Source organism: Rhodopseudomonas palustris (genome assembly GCF_034479375.1).
In the GTDB taxonomy this organism is placed as follows: Bacteria; Pseudomonadota; Alphaproteobacteria; order Rhizobiales; family Xanthobacteraceae; genus Rhodopseudomonas; species Rhodopseudomonas palustris_M.
This window is the reverse complement of the sequence record NZ_CP140155.1, coordinates 3416757-3434615: the sequence shown is the minus strand read 5'-3', so window position 1 is coordinate 3434615 and position 17859 is coordinate 3416757. Positions and strand designations below refer to the sequence as shown.

Below are 17859 nucleotides of genomic sequence, written 5' to 3'. Positions count from 1 at the left end.
ACTGTGCTGATCGATCTGCATCCGGCGCCGGCGCGATCAGGCCGCCTGCATCTGCAGACGCGAAAGCACGAGGCGCTCGATGGTCTCGACCGATGTGAAATTCTCGGGCGTGATATCCGACTGCGGCAGCGTCATGTCGAACAGGGCTTCGACGCCGAGCATCAGGTTCACCATTTCCATCGAGGTGAGGCCGGCGTCGGCGAGGCGCGTATCGGGCTTCACGCCGCCGGGCATCGCATTCTGCGCGAGGATCGACTCGACCAGCGCGAGGATCCTGTTCTGAACCGTGGCGTCCGTGCCCTGCATCGCAACCTCCTGATCGTTGTTGGTGTCGGCGCCGCGCGTCGTCGCGGTGCATCGTGTTTCATTCGAGATGTAAGCGCAGAAAATTAGCGGAAACAATCGCGGCGGATTGCCGGCCGCGACGATTCGAATTTTAACGCTAACGGGAAACCGGAGAATTGCGCCTATTGGTGCAATCCCGGATTAACCGTCGGATTCGAATCCAAATTGATTCACTTTGATAGTTCTCGACGGGCGCGGCCGCCCTCCCATAGCTTGCAGCCGCGATCGCCGACCAACAGAGGCGCGAACCATCAGCGCCGTCGCGATCGAGCCCGTCCAAGGCCCCGAGGAGCGACCGACGTCATGGCGATCATCACAGACAACAGCGTCCGCAATGCCGCGACCGTTCCATTCCGGCGCGAAACCGTCCCGCTGTCGCAGCGCGTGGCACAGGTCGCCGCGATCGCGGCCGCCGATGCCGATAGCGTCGACAAACAATCGCGGTTTCCGCGCGCGGCGATCGACGCGGCGAAGGCGCATGGCCTGCTGGGCGCGCAGATTCCGGTCGAATTCGGCGGCGAGGGCGCGACCATCCACGACGTCACCGAGATGTGCTACGCGCTGGGACGCGCCTGCGCCTCCACCGCGATGATCGTCGCGATGCATCAAACCAAGGTTGCGTGCCTGGTGCGGCACGGCCGCGGCGGCGACTGGCACGAGCAGTTGATGCGACGGATCGCCGCCGAACAGATGCTGCTGGCGTCGTCGACCACCGAAGGCAACAACGGCGGCAACATCCGCGCCAGCGCCGCGGCGATCGAGGTGACCGACGCCGGCGTATCGCTGGTCCGCAACGCCACGGTGATTTCCTACGGCGCCGAAGCCGACGGCGTGATGACGATCGCGCGGCGGGCCTCCGAGGCGGCTGCGTCGGATCAGGTGCTGGTGGTGTTCACCAGGGACGACTACACGCTGACGCCGACGCTGGGCTGGGAAACCCTCGGCATGCGCGGCACCTGCAGCGCCGGCTTCGAACTGAAGGCCAATGGCCTCGCCGCCCAGGTGTTCGCCGAGCCGTATGAACGCATTCACGCGCAGACCATGACGCCGGTCGCGCATCTGTCGTGGTCGTCGGCCTGGGCCGGCATCGCGGCGGCCTCGGTCGAGCGGGCGCAAGGCTTCATCCGCAAAGCGGCGCGCGGCGCGGGCGGCCAGATGCCGCCGGGTGCTACGCACTACAACGGCGCGAAGATGTCGCTGCTGAAGCTGCGCGCGCTGATCGCCGCCAATCTCGACGCCTATGCGGCGCACGAATACGACGAACGCGGCCTCGGCTCGCTGGAATTCCAGTCGGCGATCAACCTGCTGAAGGTCGAGGCCTCCGATCTCGCGGTGGCGACGGTGATGAGCGCGCTGCGCGCCTGCGGCCTGTCCGGCTATCGCAACGACGGCGATTTCACCATCGGTCGGCATCTGCGCGACGTGCTGTCGGCGCCGCTGATGATCAACAACGACCGCATCCTCGCCAATATCGCCACCGCCAGCCTGATGAGCGCGGTGCCGGCGAGCCTGCGCGACTGAACGCACCGTCACCGATCTTTCGAGGAGGCCACCTCATGAACGTCGCGATCCGCAAGGTTCCGTCCCAAGCCGAAGCGAAGCCTGTCGATGCGCTCGATCATCTCGCCGAGCAGCTGTTCCATCGCATGGGCGCCGACGGCGTCTATGCCCGCACCGCGCTGTACGAGGGCGTGGTCGAGAAGCTCGCGGCGCTGATCTCGCGGCATCGCGAGGCCGGCACCGAAGTGATGCGGTTTCCGCCGGTGATGAGCCGCGCTCAGCTCGAGAAGTCCGGCTATCTGAAGAGCTTCCCGAATCTGCTCGGCTGCGTCTGCGGTCTGCACGGCAGCGAGCAGGAGATCAACGCGGCGGTGAGCCGGTTCGACGCCGGCGGTGACTGGACCAGTTCGCTGTCGCCGGCCGATCTGGTGCTGTCGCCGGCGGCCTGCTATCCGGTGTATCCGATCGCCGCGAGCCGCGGCCCGCTGCCGGCCGGCGGTCTGCGCTTCGACGTCGCCGCCGATTGTTTCCGCCGCGAACCGTCGAAGCATCTCGACCGGCTGCAATCGTTCCGGATGCGCGAATATGTCTGCATCGGCACGTCGCAGGACGTCGCCGATTTCCGCGAGCGCTGGATGGGCAAGGCGCAGGCGATCGCCCGCGACCTCGGCCTCGCCTTCCGCGTCGACACCGCCTCCGATCCGTTCTTCGGCCGCGTCGGCCAGATGAAGGCGATCAGCCAGCAGCAGCAGGCGCTGAAATTCGAACTGCTGGTGCCGCTGCGCTCGGAAGACCAGCCGACCGCCTGCATGAGCTTCAACTATCACCGCGAGCATTTCGGCGTCACCTGGGGCATCGACGATGTCGCCGGCCAGCCCGCCCACACCGGCTGCGTCGCCTTCGGCATGGATCGTCTCGCGGTGGCGCTGTTCGCGACGCATGGGATCGACACGGCGGCGTGGCCGGCGGGCGTGCGGGAGATGCCGGCGCTGTAAGTCCGCGGATTGAGCCTCGGTCTCAGCGTTTGTCATTCCGGGGCGCGCGAAGCGCGAACCCGGAATCTCGCCGCAAGCAAACCCTCTCCCTTGTCATTCCGGGGCACGCAGCGAAGCTGCGTGAACCCGGAATCCGACACGAGCAGAACATCTCGGGATTCCGGGTTCGCGTAGCTGTGCTACGCGCCCCGGAATGACGACGGGGGGTGAACCGCCCCGGGACTACGCCGTGTTCCCGGCGTCGATGGTCTGCACCGCGCCGGTGATGTTGCGGCCGCCGTCGCCGAGCAGGTACTCTACCATGCGGGCGACGTCGTCGACCTCGGGCAGGCGGCGGAGCGCGCTGCGGCCCGCGATCTTGTCGCGGCCGTCGCCGGCGAGGCCCTTGGTCAGTTCGGTGTCGATGAAGCCCGGCGCGATCGCGTTGACGGTGATGCCGAGCCGCCCGACTTCGCGGGCGAGCGAGCGGGTGAAGCCGAGGGTGGCCGCCTTGGTGGCGCCGTAGACCGACAGGCCGTTGTAGCCGGTCGAGCCGATGATCGACGACATGTTGACGATGCGGCCGCCGCCGTCGGCCATCATCTGGCGGACGACGTATTTGGTCAGCACGATCGGCGAGGTGACGTTGATGCGGATCAGCGCCTCGATCTGCGTGTTGTGCATCGTCGCCAGCACGCCTTCGGTGCCGATCCCGGCGTTGTTGATCAGCCCGTAGATCGAGCCGAACTCCTGCCGCAGGCGCTTGACGAAATCCGGAATGGCGTCGATCTCGCCGAGATCGAACGCCTTGAAATGGATCGCGCCGGGGCCGGGCGCGGCGGCGGCGATCGCCGCGCTTAGTTCCTCGCTCTCCCGCCGCGCCACGGCGACGACGCCGTAGCCGGCCGCGGCGAGCCGCTGCGCGATCGAAAGCCCGATGCCGCGGCTGCCGCCGGTGACCACCACCTTACGCATGGCGGGCCAGCTTGCCGGAGGCGGTGACGTCGAGCTGCTGGACGAAGTTCACCATCGCCGGGACCTTGTGGGGCGGCAGCGACGCCTTGCAGTCGGCGAGGATCGCGTCGCGGATCTCGCCGGTGCGGCCGGAATCGGAGACGCTCGCCAGCATCACGTCGGCGACCACCAGCGCGCCGGTGATCGGGCTGCGCCGCGCGCGAATCCGCGACATCCGCACCGCGGGGTGGCGGTTGATCACGGCCTCGACTTCCTCCGGATGCACCTTGAGGCCGCCGACATTGATGATGCCGTCGCGCCGGCCGACGAAGTAATAACGATCGTCGCGCAGTTCGACCATGTCGCCGGTGTCGACGAAGCCGTCGGAATCGGTCAGCATCGGCGCGCTGCGCCCGACATAAGTATGCGCGGTGCGCCCGGACCGGATCCGCAGCGAGCCGTCGATCACCTGCATGTCGACGCCATTGGGGCCGGCGCCGATCATCGCGGCGGGAAAGCCCTCGCGGCCGTCATTGACGGCGAAGCCGACGCCGGCCTCGGTGGAGGCGTAAGCATGGCCGATCGAGGCGCTCGGGAAGGCGCGGCGCAGGCTGTCGAGCACCGCCTGATCGGCGATCTCGCCGGACAGCCGGACGTAGTCCGGGCTGAACGACGCCAGCGCGGCGCTCATCAGCGCCTTGCGCCAATGCGACGGCGTGCCGGAAATATGCGTGACGCCGCGCGCGGCGAGCCGTGCGAGATGATCCACGATCGCCTCGCCGGGGGAGGACAGCACCATCGAGCCGCCGCCGAGCACGGCGCGGAGGAAGATCTGCAGCCCGCCATAACGGCGGATGTCGTAGAACGTCGCCCAGGTCGGCGGCGCGCCTTGTGCGGGGCCGTCGGCGACGATCGCGCCGGTCAGCGCCGCCAGCGTATGCGCCACGATCTTCGGCGCGCCGGTGGTGCCGGAGGTCAGCATCAGCCATTGGGTGGCGTGCGTGAGTTCGATCGGCGCGGCAGGCCGCAGCGGCAAAGCGGCGGTGACGATCAGCTCGACGCCGAGATTTCCCCAGCGCGCCGGATCGTCGGTGACGACGGCGTCGACCTGCGCGTCGGCGATCAGCGACGGCGCATGCTTCATGTCGAAATCGGGCGGGCACAACAGCATGCGGCGCGCGACGCCGTCGAGCTCGATCATCGCGATGCCGCTGATCAGTTGCGTCGACAGCGACAGCACCACGGAGCGGCCCGCCAGCTCCGGCAGCCGTCCGCCGAGCGCGGTGCCGTGCGCGATCTCCGCCAGCGCTACGCTGTCGGTCGGGTCCGAGAGCGTGCGGTCGCTCGGGCCGGCTGCGAGATAGTTGCGCAGCGCAACGGGTTCACGCCGGGACATTCTCGTAGGCCTCGATGAAGTCGCCCAGCGTCACCGGAAAGATCGCGTCGTCGGCGGCGGTGAACGGATCGATGCCGAGCTGGTCTTCCAGCCGTGCGACCAGGATGGCGAAGCACAGCGAATCGAAGCCGGACTGGTGTAGTACGAGATCGTCCGTCAGCTCCGGCAGCTTGCGATTCTGCTCAGCGGCGATCTCCCGCATCATCGTGACAATCGTTAACCGTACAGACATCGATATTTCGCCTTCCTGTTCGATCCGTGAGACAACTACCATATGGCTCAAAGATGAATTGAATCTACGTGCCGAGCCGTCAAATCGGGTCGATTGGTAAACGACGATGGATGCCCGCAAAGTTCGCTGCCGCGAGATCGTCGAGGCGGATATCGAAGCCGTTTCGGAGTTGCTGACGTGCGGTTTCGCCGGCCGCACGCGCGATTACTGGCTGCGCGGCCTGCACCGGCAGGGTGAACGCGAAGTTCCGCCCGGATGCCCGCAATACGGTTATTTGCTCGAAAGCGACGGGCGGCCGGTCGGCGTGCTGCTGCTGCTCTACACGCAACGGATCGAGGCCGGCGAGCCGAACATCCGCTGCAACGTATCGAGCTGGTACGTCGCGCCGGAATTCCGCAACTATGCGACGCTGCTGACGTCGATGGCGCAGAAGCACAAGCACGTCACCTACATCAACATCTCGCCGGCCGCCAACACCTGGCCGATCATCGAGGCGCAAGGATTCCGCCGCTATTGCAGCGGCATGTTGTTCTCGGTGCCGCTGCTGTCGCGCGGCGAGCGCGGCATGACGGTCGAAGTGGTGACCGGCGCGACGGCCGCCGTCGCAGGCCTGCCCGAGGCCGAGCTCGACCGGCTGCGCAGCCACGCCGATTACGGCTGTCTGTCGCTGGTGTGCCGGATCGGCGGCGAGGCGATCCCGTTCATCATGCTGCCGAAGCGGATGAAGAGCGGCCGGTTTCCGATGCCGGCGATGCAACTGGTGTATTGCCGCGACATCGCCGATTTCGTGCGCTGCGCGCGCGCGCTCGGCGGCTTCCTGATCCGGCGCGGCCGGCCGCTGGTGGTGGTCGACGCCAACGGCCCGGTCGCGGGACTGACCGGCATCTACACCGAGACGCGTGGACGCAAATACTTCAAGGGCCCGAACCCGCCGCGGCTCGCCGACCTCACCGAGACCGAGCTCGTGCTCTACGGGCCCTGACCCGAAGCCGGGCGCCGCAACGAGAACACAGGGAAACGCCATGCATCAACCGCTCAAGAGCCGCACTGCCGCCGAGGCGCTGGTCGATCAACTGGTGATCAACGGTGTCAGGCACGTGTTCTGCGTGCCGGGCGAGAGCTTCCTGCCGGTGCTGAACGCGCTGCGCGATCGCGACATCACCATCACGGTCTGCCGCCACGAGGGCGGCGCGGCGATGATGGCGGAGGCGATCGGCAAGGTCACCGGGCAGCCGGGCGTGTGCTTCGTCACCCGCGGCCCGGGGGCCACCAATGCGTCGGCGGGCATCCACGTCGCACGGCAGGACTCGACGCCGATGATCATGTTCGTCGGCCAGGTCGAGCGCGGCGTCAAGGAGCGCGAGGCGTTTCAGGAACTGGACTATCGCGCCGTGTTCGGCAGCATGACGAAATGGACCACCGAGATCGACGATCCCGATCGCGTCACCGAGCTGGTGTCGCGTGCGTTCTACACCGCGACCAGCGGCCGGCCGGGGCCGGTGGTGATCGCGCTGCCGAAGGACGTGCTGAGCGAGCGCGTCACGGTGGCCAATGCGCCGGCGTTCAGGCCGGTCGAAACCTCGCCCGGCGACGAGGAGATGGAAGAGCTGGCGGCGCTGCTCGCCGGCGCGGAGCGGCCGCTGATCGTGCTCGGCGGCAGCCGCTGGAGCCTGAAGGCGCGCGAGCAGATCGAGCGGATCGCGACACGCACCGGGCTGCCGGTCGCGACCAGCTATCGTCGCGGCACGCTGTTCGATCCGCTGCATCCGCGCTACGCCGGCGACCTCGGGCTCGGGCCCAATCCGAAGCTGGTGGCGCGCGCCCGGGCGGCCGATCTGCTGGTGCTGATCGGCGGGCGGCTCGGCGAAATCCCGTCGCAGGGCTATGCGCTGCTCGACAGCCCCGCGCCGCTGACGAAGCTGGTGCATATCCATCCCGGCGCCGAGGAGCTCGGCCGGGTGTATCGCCCGCAGCTCGCGATCCACGCCTCGCCGGCGCGCTTCGTCGCGGCGTTGGCGAAACTCGACATCGTCGCGCGACCGGAATGGCAGGAGGCCGCCGACGCGGCGCATGCCGACTATCTCGCCTGGACCGAGACCGCGACGCCGCAACCCGGCGACGTCAATCTCGGCGAGGTGATGACTTGGCTGCGCGACAACGTGCCGGCCGACACCATCCTGTGCAACGGCGCCGGCAACTACGCGTCTTGGATTCACCGGTTCTATCGCTTCCGCAACTACATGACGCACGTCGCGCCGACCTCGGCCTCGATGGGCTACGGCATGCCGGCCGCGATCGCGATGCAGCGGCTGTATCCGGAACGGCTGGTGCTGTCGGTCAATGGCGACGGCGACTTCCTGATGAGCGGGCAGGAATTCGCCATCGCCGTGCAGTATCGGCTGCCGATCGTCGTGGTGGTCTGCGACAACGGCATGTACGGCACCATCCGGATGCATCAGGAGCGCGAGTTTCCGGGCCGCGTCGCCGCCACCGAGCTGCACAATCCGGATTTCGCCGCCTATGCGCGCGCCTTCGGCGGCTTCGGCGCCAATGTCGAGAAGACCTCGGATTTTCCGGCGGCGTTCACGGCGGCGCGCGCCTCGGGCCTGCCGTCGATCATCCATCTGAAGATCGACCCCGACGCGATTCTGCCCGGCGCCACGCTGTCCGGCATCCGCGAGGCGGCGCTGGCGAAGGCGTGACGGACGGCCTGTTCGCCACCATCGAGCGGACTCACCCAGTCCTCTCATGCGTCATTCCGGGGCGCTCACGCCGTGAGCGAACCCGGAATCCCGAGGTGGGTCGGCACGGCGGATGAACAGCTCCGGATTCCGGGTTCGCGCCTTCGGCGCGCCCCGGAATGACCCGTGCATTGAGTGGTCCGCGCTCTGCGCGGCGCGGCGGGCCTCGAAGGATGAGCCGCTCACTCCGTCGCCGCATCCTTCGAGGCTCGCTACGCTCGCTCCTCAGGATGACGCTTCCAGCGCGCGTGGATGACGCTTGCGGCGCTCACCCGTGCGCGAACTCCCAATACAGCTTGCGCGCTTTGGCGAACATCGGCCCCGGCTGCAGCGCGCGGTCGTCGATCTTCACGATCGGTTGCACCTTGGCGAAATTGCCCGAGGCGAAGATTTCGTCCGCGGTCTCGAAGTCGCGATAGGTCAGCGTCGATTCGACCACGGTGACGCCGTCGCCGCGCAGCAGTTCGATCACCCGCTGTCGCGTCACGCCGTTGAGGAACGTGCCGTTCGGGGCCGGCGTGTAGACCACGCCGTCCTTCGCCATGAAGATGTTGGAATTGCCGAGCTCGGCGATGTTGCCCAGCATGTCGCGCATCAGGCAATTGCCGAAGCCGCGGCTCTGCGCCTCGATCATCGCCCGCGAATTGTTCGGATAGAGGCAACCGGCCTTGGCGTCCACCACGGCGCAATCGGCGCTCGGCTTGCGGAACGGCGACAGCGTGATCGACAGCCCGGTCGGCTTCGGCATCGGCGCTTCGTAGATGCACAGGCACCAGTTGGTCGTCTCCGGATCGAACAGCACGCCGCCGCCGGCGCCGGTCTGCGGCCAGTACATCGGCCGGATGTAGAGTTCGGCGTCGGCGTCGAACCGCTTCAGCCCGTCCTGCACCAGGCCGTGCCAGGTCTCTTCGTCGATCATCGCCTTGAGCTTGAAATTGGTCGCCGACCAATTGACCCGCGCGATGTGGCGGTCGAGATCGGGCGTCACGCCTTCGAAGGCGCGGGCGCCGTCGAACACCATCGAGCCGAGCCAGGCCGCGTGGGTGCGCGGCCCCATGATCGGCACGTTGCCGTCGTGCCAGTCGCCTTCGAAGAAGGTCCAGGTCCTGGAGAAGCTGATCGGTGCGGGTGCCGGAGTCATCGTGCTGATCCATCGTTCGAGCGGTCGAGCCGCGCCTGAAAACTCATTCCAACGTTCCTGCTCGTCGGGCGCGGGCCTCAGAGCCGCAGCTCGCCTGCGGCGATGCGGCGGTGCAGGTCGGCGCCGAGCGCGACGTAGCGCGCGGTCTGCGCCGCGCCGACATAGAGCGGATCGTTGACCACGCGTGGATCGAATCCGTCGCGGATCAGATCCTGCTTGTTCTGCTTGAAGGTGCCGGTGATCTCCAGCGCCGGGCGGAGCCGCACGAACAGTGGGCGCGCATAAGACGGCAGCCGATCCGCCAGATGGCGATGCAGCGCGTCGATATCGAACCGCTCGTCGACCACCACCGCGGCCATGCCGGCGCGGCCGTCGTGCTGCGGCACGCTCACGCCATAGACGCTGGCGTCGATCACGCCCGGGCAACTCGTGATCACTTCGGCGACTTCGCTGGCCGCGACGTTCTCGCCCTTCCAGCGGAAGGTGTCGCCGATGCGGTCGACGAAATGGAAGAAGCCCTTGTCGTCGAGCATCATCAGATCGCCGGTGCGAAACCAGGCGTCGCCCTTGGCGAACACGTCGCGTAGCACCTTGTTGTCGCTTTCGGCGTCGCTGGTGTAACCCTCGAACCGGCCGCCGCTGGCGGCGGCCTCGCCGATCCGGCCGATCGCTTCGCCCGGCTCATTGCGCGCGCAGCGGATGCACAGCCCGTCGTCGCCGCGAAGCGGAAGCCCGGTGACGACGTCGAACCTGACGATCGCGGCCGGAAAGCGATGCGCCAGAAACGACGGAATCCGGCCGATCGCGCCGGGCTTGCCCTCGACATTGTAGAGCGAGAAATTGCCTTCGGTGGAGGCGTAGAATTCGAGAATGCGTGGGATCGCGAAGCGGTCCTGGAACGCCTCCCAGATGTCGCCGCGCAGCCCGTTGCCGCAAGCCAGCCGCAGCCGGTGGCCGGTGTCGCGCGCCGACGGCGGCGCCTGCAGCAGATAGCGGCAGAGCTCGCCGATATATTGAAACAGCGTGCAGTCCCAGCGGACGATATCGTCCCAGAACCGGCTTGCCGAGAATTTCTCGGCGATCACCACCGAGCCGCCGGCCATCAGCATGCTGCCGGTGGCGACCACGCCGCCCACGCTGTGATAGATCGGCAGGCAATTGTACATCCGGTCGTCGGGCCCGGCGTCGGTGAGCCCTGCGAACCAGCCGGCCCAGCTCATCACCCGGCGATGCGTGACGCGGGCGGCCTTCGGCAGCCCGGTGGTGCCGGAGGTGTAGATCAGCAGCGCCAGATGCTCGATCGAGACGTCGCGCCGTTCGTGCGGCGCCAGCGGGCCGCCGTCGAGCGAGGCGAGCGCGTGGTCGATCGAACCTTCGTCGCCGCCGCCATGCGTCCATACGCGTGGGCTCGATGCGAGCTGCCCTCGGGCACTCGCGAAGGCGTCCGCCAGTACGTCGCCGACGATGATGTGGGTCGGCTGCGCGACCTCGATGCAATGCGCCAGCGAGGCGCCGACGAGCTGGGTGTTGATCAGCGCCGCGACGCCGCCGACCTTGGTGATGCCGAGCCAGGCCGCCAGCGTGTCCGGCCGGTTCGGCATCAGCAGGCACACCACGTCGCCGATCCCGATTCCGTTCGCCAGCGCCCAGCGCGCGTAGCGGTCGACGCGTTGCGCCAGCGCCGCGTAGCTGAAGGATTCGCGATCCGACACGACCGCCGGCTGCTCCGGCGCGCGGGCGGCCCATTCGTCGATCACGGATGCGAGCAGCCGTCGCGGTTCGGTCTCGATCCGCGACGTCATCTCGATCGCCCGCAGCCAGCTCTTGGCGACGGAAGGCTTCGCGCGCGCCTCCGGCACCGTGTCCGCCATCGCAGGTCTTGCTTGGAAATTCATCAACGCGAGCCCGACAACATCGAGAAAATTGTCGACGCAACTTACGCGAATGCGATCGAAGATCGAGTGTCGGGGCGAGCACAAAGCGTCGGCAAGGTAAACGAACTCCGATGCGTCGGATTCGATTCAAATTGTCATCGATTTATCATCTGAAATTAGGGTTAGTTTGTCGTCATTTTCGAAATTTGTTGTCGATTAAAGATCTCCGCTCTAGCAAAGACGACGCCCACGGACTGCGCGAGAAGTCGCAGCCTCGGCAATGCGGAGGTGAGCCCATGCGTAGCGAGACGATTGCCATTCACGCCGGCTACGATCCCGATCCGACCACCAAGGCGGTCGCGGTCCCGATCTATCAGACCGCCTCCTACGCGTTCGACAGCGCCGATCACGGCGCCGCTCTGTTCAATCTCGAGACCGAAGGCTATCGCTATTCGCGGATCGCCAACCCGACCAGCGCCGTGCTGGAGAAGCGCGTCGCCGAGCTCGAGGGCGGCGTCGGCGCGCTCGCCGTCGCCAGCGGCCAGGCGGCGCTGCACTACGCGTTCGTCAACGTCGCCGATCACGGCGGCAACATCGTCTCGGTGCCGCAGCTCTACGGCACCACGCACACGCTGCTGTCGCACATCCTGCCGCGCCAGGGCATCCACGGCCGCTTCGCCGACAGCGACCAGCCCGACGCGATCGAGCGGCTGATCGACGAGAACACCCGCGCGGTGTTCTGCGAGACCATCGGCAACCCCGCCGGCAATGTCTGCGACATCGAGCGCATCGCCGAGGTGGCGCATCGGCACGGCGTGCCGCTGATCGTCGACAACACGGTGGCGACGCCGATCCTGCTGAAGCCGTTCGACTACGGCGCCGACATCGTGGTGCATTCGCTGACCAAGTTCCTCGGCGGCCACGGCACCACGCTCGGCGGCATCATCGTCGACAGCGGCCGGTTCGACTGGGCGGCGCAGCCGCAGCGCTTCCCGGCGTTCAACCAGCCCGATCATTCCTATCACGGCATGGTCTATGCCGAGCGGTTCGGCCCGACCGCCTATATCGAGCGCGCCCGCAGCATCTATCAGCGCACGATGGGCTCGGTGCTGTCGCCGTTCAACGCGTTCCTGCTGCTGCAGGGCATCGAGACGGTGGCGCTGCGGATGGAGCGCCATGTCGAGAACGCCCGCAAGGTGGCGGAATTCCTGCGCGACGACCCGCGCGTGGAATGGGTGAACTACACCGGATTTCCGGACAGCCCGTATTACGAGCTGGTGCAGAAATATCTCGGCGGCCGGGCGTCGTCGCTGTTCACCTTCGGCATCGCAGGCGGCCTCGAGGCCGGCAAGACGTTCTACGATTCGCTGAAACTGATCACCCGGCTGGTCAATATCGGCGACGCCAAATCGCTCGCCTGCCACCCGGCATCGACCACGCATCGGCAGATGTCCGCCGAGCAGCAGCGCATCGCCGGCGTGCTGCCGGAGACGATCCGGCTGTCGATCGGCATCGAGCACATCTCCGACATCATCGCCGACCTCGATCAGGCGCTGGCGCAGGCCGGCGGCCGGCGAACGCAACTGATCGCGGCGGAATAGTGCGGCGAGGCGGCGTGTCCCTGCTGTTCGACAACGTCGATCCGATCGACAGCCCGACGCTGGTCCCGCTCGGCCGGAACGACGGCGGCGGACAACGCGGCGGCTCCGAACGTCCCGCGGCGATCGAGATCGGTCTCGTCAACAATATGAGCGACGCTGCGCTGCGCGCTACCGAGCGGCAGTTCGCGCGCCTGCTCGAGGTGGGCGCGGGCGATCGTCCGGTGCGGCTGCACTGCTTCTCGCTGCCCTCGGTGCAGCGCTCGCCGGCGGCGCGTCACCGCATCGACAGCCTCTATGCCGGCATCGCCGACCTCGGCCACACCAAGCTCGACGGCCTGATCGTGACCGGGGCCGAGCCGCGCGCCGCCACGCTGCGCGAGGAGCCGTATTGGGACGAGATGCGCGCGCTGGTCGACTGGGCCGAGGCCAACACCCGCTCGACGATCTGGTCGTGCCTCGCCGCGCACGCGGCGGTGCTGCATCTCGACGGCATCGAGCGGCAGCGATTGCCGAAGAAATGCTCCGGCATCTATGCGGGCGAGCGATTGCAGGACGATCCGCTGCTGGCCGGTCTGCTGGCGCCGATGAAGGTGCCGCATTCGCGCCTGAACGACCTGCCGGCGGACCGGCTCGCCGCGAGCGGCTACGAGGTGCTGACGCAGGCGCGCGATGCGGGCGTCGACGTCTTCGTGCGCCGCGGGCGCAGCCGTTTCGTGTTCTTCCAGGGCCACCCCGAATATGACGTCGCCTCGCTGCAGCGCGAGTATCTGCGCGACATCGGCCGCTTCCTCACCGGCGAGCGCGACGCCTATCCGGAAATTCCGGTCGATTACTTCGATATCGAAACCGAGGCCGCGCTGAACGCGTTGCGCGTCGAAGCCGAGGCCGGGCGCGATCCGGCGCTGATCTCCAGGCTGCCGCATTTGGCGCTGCGCGCCGGAATCGCCGACGACATCGAGGCCGCCGCGACGACGATCTTCCGCAACTGGCTCGATTCCCTCGCAGGCCGATCATGAACGTCCGGCCCGCCTCGCTGCATCGCGCGTCCGCCGCCGACGGCTTCAAGGCGGCGATGCGGCATCTCGCCGGCGGCGTCGGCATCGTCACCAGCGGGCAGGGCGCGGAGCGCAACGGCGTCACCGTGACGTCGGTGAGTTCGCTCTCGGTCGAGCCGCCGTCGCTGATCGTCTGCATCAACCGGAGCTGTTCGATCATGCCGGTGCTGCGCGATCAGGGGACGTTCGGCGTCAATATCCTCGCGGCCGGCCATCGCGAGCTGGCTGATCGCTTCGCCGGCCGCCACGGCGTCCGCGGCGCGGAACGATACGACAGCGGCGACTGGATCGAACTGGTGACCGGCGCGCCGCTGCTGAGCGATGCGTTGGCGGCGATCGACTGCACGGTCGACAGCATCATCGACTGGAACAGCCACGCGCTGGTGATCGGCCGGGTCGACGCGGTGCAGCTCGGCGACGGCGCGCAGGCGCTGGTGTATTGGCGCGGCGGCTATCTCGACATCGGCGGCGAGTAGCCGCCGTCACGCCGCGCCCGCGCCCCGCCTCGGGCCGATGCAATCTCTTCAGAACCAAAAGCCGCCGCCGCTCCGGCTCATTCCGGGCGCAGCGACACCGGGCCGCGCCGCAGCCGCGTCAGCAGCCGCAGCACCGAGCCGTCGATTCCGGTGGTGCTGATGGCGGAGCTGCGCAGCAGCACCGCCATGGTGACGAACGAGATCGTGGTCGCCGCCACGGCGCCGGGAATGCCGAACATCGGGATCAGCACGAAGAAGCCGACCGCGCGCATCAGCACCGTGCCGCCGATGATCGCGAGATAGCGGCCTTCGTGCCCCGTCAGCATCAGGATCGAGCCCGACGGGCCGGTGGCCGCGACGGCGGCCGTTCCCGCGGTGAGCAGCGCCAGCATGCCGTAATACGAGACGTAGTCGGGGTTGAAGGCGTACAGAATCCAGTGTCCGCCGCCGAGCACCACCAGCAGGCCGCCGACCACGATGGTCAGCGTCACCAATGCGACCGAGTCGAGCAGGCTGTCGAGTTGCCGGTGCTGCTGATTGTAGTACAGATGCGGAATATGCCGGGTCGAGAAGATGTAGACCGCGCCGGTCGCCATTGCGAAGGCGTTGGCGATTCGCGTCGTCACGAAATACGCGCCGGCGATCGACGGCGTCGTCAGATAGCCGATGATCACGACGTCGGCATATTGATTGGCGGCTTCCAGCCCGCCGGACACCCACAGCTTGGCCGAGCGGGTGATCCATGTCCGGAGATCGAAGCTCGCGCGCGAGCGGCCGAGCGCCGGGAATTTCGTCCGGACCCTGCGTCGCAGCAGGATCATCTGCACCAGCACCGTGAAGGCGGACGCGCCTGCCATCGCCAGGAAAATTCGATAGATCTCGATCGGAGCGCCGAGCAGATAGCATCCGATCAGATAGGAGATCGGGCACGCCGCCACCAGCAGATAGGTGAGGCCGTCGCCGACGCCGACCCCGACTGCGCTGCGCGTGACGTGCGCCGAGGTCAGCATCAGCGAGTAGGACACCAGATAGAGCGTGGCCGACAGCGCCAGCGTCGTATCGTGCTCCGCGGCGAACCAGAAATAGAACGGCAGACCGATCATCGCGACGCCGGCGAAGCAGGCGAGCGCGCTGAATGTCATCGCGCCTTTCAGCATCCCCTCGTCGCCGGCGGCGCCGAATTCGCTCCACGAGCGCATCACGAAGATCTGCTGGCCGAATGTCGCGATTACGCTGAGCAGGCCGGCTGCGCTGAACAGCATCGAGTAGGTGCCGAAATCGTGCCTGCTCAGCATCCGCGCCGCGAGCGTCACCAGCGCCAGATTCACCACCGTGATCGCGACGCGCAACGCGAACGCGCCGGACATCGCGCGAACCGTCGAGTCGTTGCGAAGCTGGATGACCTTGCCGATCGCGACGCTGAACTTCACTCTCACTCAACCTGGTCGGTGCGATACTGGTACGGATGCCGCGCGTTCGCCGGATTGCCGGTCTACCTTATGCGCCGGCGCTCTGGCGTATGACGGTAACTTACCCTATCTGGGGACCGATCGTGAAAATTCGAAATGATATTTGCGTGTGAGGTTAAGACTGAGCCGTGGTTCCAGTTCGCTTAGCAATGGCGGAATTCTCGACTTGTTAACCATACACGATCCGATGCGACGAGGACTTGATGACTGAACTTTCGGTAAGGTACGCAACTGTGCTGCGCGGAGCGGCGTGGCTCAGCCTGGCGTTCATCGCGATGGCGACGCTCAGTCCGCTCGGTCTTCGGCCGACGACGGGTTGGCCGCCCTCGATCGAGCGATTTCTCGCGTTCGCCGTGGTCGGCGGTTTGTTCGCCGCGGCCTATCCGCGTTACATCCTGTTCGCCGCCGCGATCGTGCTCGGCGCGGCGATGCTGTTCGAAATCCTCCAGGTCCTGGAGCCCTCGCGGCACGGCCGCCTGTTCGATGCCGGCGTGAAGCTGTCCGGCGGCACCGTCGGGCTGATCGCCGGCTGGCTGATGGTGCGGTGGATGCCGCGGCATTGACGCGCTATGCAGCCTCAGCGGCTTTGGGCGTCGGCCACGGTGCCGAGCTTGTCGGGCAGCCGTAGCGCTTCGATCTTCGGCTGGATGATGGTGCCGTCGATCAGTTCGAGCCGCCCGCATCGATTCAGCGTGTGCAGCTTGCGGCCCGGCCAGCGCGGCCCGGGCGAGATGGTGTGGTGCACGGTCTGGGCGAAATCCGTCGGCGACAATGCGGTGATTTCGGCGAGACCGAGCGCGCCGCCGTAGCCGTTGGTGCAATCCTGCACCGGCCGCCACAGCCGGCCGTTGCGTTGGACGAAATGCCCTCCCGGCCGCGTGGCGGCGCGATCGACCAGCACCGGCCGTTGCGCGTGCGGCGTCCAGCGCCCGAACAGATTGTCCGCATAGTAGATCGACAGCGTGTCCGAATAGCCGCCGGCGCCGTCGCGCGTCGCGCCGAACATGTAGTGAAGCCCGTCGTGCTGCACGATCGTCGCGTCGGCGAGTTCGACGCCCGACAGCAATGTCGCCTGCCGCTCCCAGCGATCCGGAAACCGCACGCATTTGTAGATGTTCACCTCGTGCTTGGCGCTGCTTTCGGGGATCATCCACAATTCGTCGTCGTGGACGATCAGGAACGGATAGGACAGGTGCCAGGGCTCCTCGAGCACGGGGATCGCCGTGCCGATCGGCCCGTCGTCTCCGAATTCGATCGCCGCGATGGTGCCCTTGCCGACGCGATGGTCGAGATCTTCGAAGAACACGAAGGTGCGGCCCTTCCAGGTGATCGGAAACGGGTCGGCGTAGAACCGGTTGCCGGGGCTCGGCACCGCGCGCCAGGCCGGGCCGGAGAGATCGGCGGAAGCCCAGATGCCGGCATCGTCGGTGTTGCGCCATCCGATCCGCCAGTGCGGGGAATAGCAGCACAGCCGGTAGATGCGCCTGACGAGATGTGCCGCGAGGCCGCGCAGAACATAGGCGGAGGGCGTTCGCAGGCTGCGCCGTCGAGCGGATTTGGGTGGCGCGGTCGTGCGCGGCCCGCATTCGATCACGCCCTTCAGCAAGGTCGCGGTTCGCGCCATCACGGTGTCGAGCGCGCCGCCGAGGCCGTCGGCGGTCTCCGCTGAGGGTTTGCCGGACCACACGATCGCGCCGCTGACCTCGTCGAGAATTTCGATCAGCGGCAGATCGTCGCCGAGAATTGCGGCCAGCGCGGCGTCCTCGCCGGCGGCGCCCTCGAACAGCGGCCGGAGATAGAGTTGCGCCGCACGCGACGAATCCCGCGGCATCGCGGTGAAGTCGATCACGATGTCGGCGCTCTGCGGCGGCGGGCCTTCGCTCTTCAGCGCCGGATCGGCATCCGCGCCGCACGGCCGGCCGCGCCGCAGCAGCATCCGTTCGATCTCGAGCAGCGATTCGAGCCCGGCCGCCCGGCGCGCATCGGTCCGCACCCAGGCGATCTGAAGTTTGCGCTGATCGGAGCCGAGCAGCGCGATCAGATGGCGCATCCACCGGCGCGGGCGCTGGTCGTCGAAACGGAGCTCAACGATCACGGCGCG

16 protein-coding genes are annotated in these 17859 nt (G+C 67.3%); 8 read left to right on the top strand and 8 right to left on the bottom strand.

The annotated features are described in order from the left end of the window. Positions 1–36: 36 nt before the first annotated feature. A complete protein-coding gene (locus SR870_RS15560) occupies positions 37–306 on the bottom strand; it encodes a phosphopantetheine-binding protein (protein WP_322514445.1) in 270 nt (89 codons plus the stop codon). A gap of 342 nt (positions 307–648) precedes the next feature. Between SR870_RS15560 and SR870_RS15555 the strand changes: the two genes are divergently transcribed. Further along, positions 649–1866: an acyl-CoA dehydrogenase family protein gene (locus tag SR870_RS15555; RefSeq protein ID WP_322514444.1), complete on the top strand. Its 1218-nt coding sequence runs from the start codon at positions 649–651 to the stop codon at positions 1864–1866. Between the two features lie 35 nt (positions 1867–1901). Next, positions 1902–2840, top strand: a complete 939-nt coding sequence (locus SR870_RS15550; RefSeq protein WP_322514443.1) for an amino acid--[acyl-carrier-protein] ligase — start codon at positions 1902–1904, stop codon at positions 2838–2840. Between the two features lie 222 nt (positions 2841–3062). On the opposite strand, the gene SR870_RS15545 is transcribed toward SR870_RS15550, so the two are convergent. Genes SR870_RS15545 through SR870_RS15535 form a run of 3 tightly spaced genes read right to left on the bottom strand, consistent with a single transcriptional unit; the run spans position 3063 to position 5401 of the window. Further along, positions 3063–3794, bottom strand: coding sequence for an SDR family NAD(P)-dependent oxidoreductase (locus tag SR870_RS15545; protein ID WP_322514442.1), 732 nt, complete (start codon positions 3792–3794; stop codon positions 3063–3065). Then, positions 3787–5169, bottom strand: coding sequence for a fatty acid--CoA ligase family protein (locus tag SR870_RS15540; RefSeq protein ID WP_322514441.1), 1383 nt, complete (start codon positions 5167–5169; stop codon positions 3787–3789). The genes SR870_RS15545 and SR870_RS15540 overlap by 8 nt, the downstream gene beginning before the upstream one ends. Then, positions 5156–5401: an acyl carrier protein gene (locus SR870_RS15535; RefSeq protein ID WP_322514440.1), complete on the bottom strand. Its 246-nt coding sequence runs from the start codon at positions 5399–5401 to the stop codon at positions 5156–5158. The genes SR870_RS15540 and SR870_RS15535 overlap by 14 nt, the downstream gene beginning before the upstream one ends. Before the next feature lie 106 nt (positions 5402–5507). Between SR870_RS15535 and SR870_RS15530 the strand changes: the two genes are divergently transcribed. Then, on the top strand, positions 5508–6383 hold the full coding sequence (locus tag SR870_RS15530) for an acyl-CoA acyltransferase (RefSeq protein ID WP_322514439.1): 876 nt from the start codon (positions 5508–5510) through the stop codon (positions 6381–6383). A 40-nt stretch (positions 6384–6423) separates the two neighbouring features. Next, positions 6424–8103 (top strand): thiamine pyrophosphate-binding protein, encoded by a 1680-nt coding sequence (locus SR870_RS15525; protein WP_322514438.1) that lies wholly within the window; start codon positions 6424–6426, stop codon positions 8101–8103. Positions 8104–8410: 307 nt separating this feature from the next. Here SR870_RS15525 and SR870_RS15520 read toward each other — a convergent pair whose 3' ends face one another. Both SR870_RS15520 and SR870_RS15515 read right to left on the bottom strand, forming a co-directional pair. After that, on the bottom strand, positions 8411–9283 hold the full coding sequence (locus tag SR870_RS15520; protein WP_322514437.1) for a branched-chain amino acid aminotransferase: 873 nt from the start codon (positions 9281–9283) through the stop codon (positions 8411–8413). 77 nt (positions 9284–9360) lie between these two features. Then, a complete protein-coding gene (locus SR870_RS15515) occupies positions 9361–11178 on the bottom strand; it encodes a long-chain-acyl-CoA synthetase (RefSeq protein ID WP_416221087.1) in 1818 nt (605 codons plus the stop codon). A gap of 275 nt (positions 11179–11453) precedes the next feature. Between SR870_RS15515 and SR870_RS15510 the strand changes: the two genes are divergently transcribed. Genes SR870_RS15510 through SR870_RS15500 form a run of 3 tightly spaced genes read left to right on the top strand, consistent with a single transcriptional unit; the run spans position 11454 to position 14289 of the window. After that, complete coding sequence (locus SR870_RS15510; RefSeq protein ID WP_322514435.1) at positions 11454–12758, top strand: O-acetylhomoserine aminocarboxypropyltransferase/cysteine synthase family protein; 1305 nt, start codon at positions 11454–11456, stop codon at positions 12756–12758. Between the two features lie 14 nt (positions 12759–12772). After that, complete coding sequence (gene metA, locus SR870_RS15505) at positions 12773–13774, top strand: homoserine O-succinyltransferase MetA (RefSeq protein ID WP_322514434.1); 1002 nt, start codon at positions 12773–12775, stop codon at positions 13772–13774. Beyond that, a complete protein-coding gene (locus SR870_RS15500) occupies positions 13771–14289 on the top strand; it encodes a flavin reductase family protein (RefSeq protein ID WP_322514433.1) in 519 nt (172 codons plus the stop codon). The genes metA and SR870_RS15500 overlap by 4 nt, the downstream gene beginning before the upstream one ends. Before the next feature lie 77 nt (positions 14290–14366). Here the strand turns inward: SR870_RS15500 and SR870_RS15495 are convergent, their stop codons facing one another. Then, the gene (locus SR870_RS15495; protein ID WP_322514432.1) at positions 14367–15719 is read right to left on the bottom strand and encodes a lipopolysaccharide biosynthesis protein; all 1353 of its coding nucleotides are present in this window, start codon (positions 15717–15719) and stop codon (positions 14367–14369) included. 242 nt (positions 15720–15961) lie between these two features. Between SR870_RS15495 and SR870_RS15490 the strand changes: the two genes are divergently transcribed. Beyond that, the gene (locus tag SR870_RS15490) at positions 15962–16321 is read left to right on the top strand and encodes a hypothetical protein (protein ID WP_322514431.1); all 360 of its coding nucleotides are present in this window, start codon (positions 15962–15964) and stop codon (positions 16319–16321) included. A gap of 14 nt (positions 16322–16335) precedes the next feature. Here the strand turns inward: SR870_RS15490 and SR870_RS15485 are convergent, their stop codons facing one another. Continuing rightward, complete coding sequence (locus SR870_RS15485; protein WP_322514430.1) at positions 16336–17853, bottom strand: hypothetical protein; 1518 nt, start codon at positions 17851–17853, stop codon at positions 16336–16338. Between the last annotated feature and the right edge of the window lie 6 nt (positions 17854–17859).